This window comes from Nocardioides sp. Z50_6 (genome assembly GCF_058215755.1).
The window spans coordinates 1-1855 of record NZ_JBZAJB010000015.1; the positions used below are offsets into that span (position 1 = coordinate 1).

At 70.8% G+C, this 1855-nt stretch carries 1 protein-coding gene and 1 pseudogene; both read right to left on the minus strand.

Annotated elements, in window-relative coordinates; genetic code table 11:
- Window positions 1-1542 (minus strand): GAF domain-containing protein (locus tag AC4BGE_RS18850; RefSeq protein WP_490576283.1); only part of this gene is annotated, 1542 nt, incomplete at its 3' end.
- 54 nt (window positions 1543-1596) lie between these two features.
- Window positions 1597-1855, minus strand: a pseudogene (locus tag AC4BGE_RS18855) (methyl-accepting chemotaxis protein); the annotation flags it as partial.

Consider the following 1855-nt stretch of genomic DNA (forward strand, 5'->3'; position numbering starts at 1 on the left):
CCCACGCAACGTCGTCAGCACCTCGCCCAGACCCTGGGCCAGCTGACCGATCGCGTCGTCACCGGTCACCGGCATGTCCCGGGTCAGGTCGCCCTCGCCCACGGCGCGGACCACCTCGAGCACCAGGTCGACCTTGCCCGCCAGCTCCGCCGACGCCGCCCGGTCCACCTCGTCGCGCTGGATCCGCGCCACCGCCTGCGAGACCAGGTCGCTGATGTTGCGCAGCGTCTCGACCCGCTGCGGCGTCAGGTCGGCCTCCTTGCTGCTGAAGAAGTCGAGCGTGGCCACCACCCCACCGACGCCGCGCACCGGGAAGCTGAGCCCCGACCTGAGCTCCACCCCGTGCTCGCGCATCGGTCCGGTGAAGAGCTCCGGGAGGCTCGAGGCCTCGGAGAGGATCACGTCGCCCTCCGCCCAGGTCCGGCCCGGGAGGCCGGACCCGCGCAGGAAGGTGCTGCGGGCCAGCAGACGGGCGACCTCGTCGCTGATGTCCCCGGAGGCCGAGGCGAAGACGAGCCGGCCCGCCTCCTCGTCGACCCGCCAGGCGGAGGAGTACTGCCACCTGAACTCCTGGCAGACCACCTGCTGGGTGCGCTCGATCGCCTCGTCGACCGTGATGGCCGTGCTCAGCGCGCCCAGCACCTGGTTGACGGCGGCGGTGTCGGAGGCGGCCTGGAGGGCCTCCCGCTCGACCTGCAGCTTCTCGGTCACCAGCTCGCAGGTGACCGTCATCCCGACGTAGTCGCCGCCGCTGTCGTAGATCGCGGAGAAGAGGATGTCGAGGGTCTCCGGGCCCACCCGGCGCTCCGCCCGCAGCGGCAGGTTCTCCAGGCGCAGCTCGTCGAGCGCGGCCTGGCCGAGGGCGGTGTCGGTCTGCTCGGTGCCGGTGGCCAGGATGTCGACGCTCAGGCCCACCATCTGCTCCGCGGTGATGGGCATGTAGGGCTCGAGGCGGCGCATCGTCTCCACCGCCGCCGGGTTCATGTAGGTGATGACCCGCTTGCGGTCGGCATACATCAGGGGCAGCGGCGAGCTCTCCATCATCGCGTTGGCCCGGTGCAGGCGACGCTCGGCCCGGACCCGGTCGCTGACGTAGACCCAGGCGACCATCACGCCGTTGAACTCGCCGTCCTCGCGATAGATCGCGCTGACGGTCATCTCGGCGTGCTCCGAGCCGATCATCAGCTGGTTCTGGTAGGGCAGCTCGTGGTGGTTCTCCCAGTAGTAGTCCACCTTGTCGATGTCGCCGATGAAGGCGAAGAGCGGCTTCACGTCGGAGCCGATCAGCTCGTCGACCTTGTAGGGCATGAACTCCTCGACCGGGCGGAGCTCGTCGACGGCCTTCTTGTTGGCGTAGCGGATCCGACGGGTGCGGTCGGTCAGGAAGACCCGTGCCGGCATCGCGTCGAGCAGCTCGCGCTCCTCCGCCGTGGTCTCGGCCACGGGCTCGGGCTGGCGCTCGGACTCGTGACCGGCGGGCCGGAGCAGCTCGGAGTCATGGCTCTCCGAGCCGTTGATCGGCGGGGTGGCTAGGTCGGTCATCGGGTTCCTCCGTGCATCGGGGCGGGGCGTGGGATCGAGGTCCACATGGGGGCCTCAGACCTTGAAGCGCCCGACCAGGGCGCGCAGCTGGCCGGCGATGTCGGCCAGGTCGGTGGCGGCGGCCATGGTGTTGCTGGCCCCCCGCCGGGTGTCCTCGGCGGCGGCGGCCACCTGGGAGACGTCGGCCGAGATGGCGCCGGCGCCGGCGGCTGCGTCGCCCACGTTCCGGCCGATGGCGTTGGTGGTGGCCGTCTGCTCCTCCACCGCCGAGGCGATCGTGGTCTGGATGTCGTTGATCCGGCTGATCACGTCG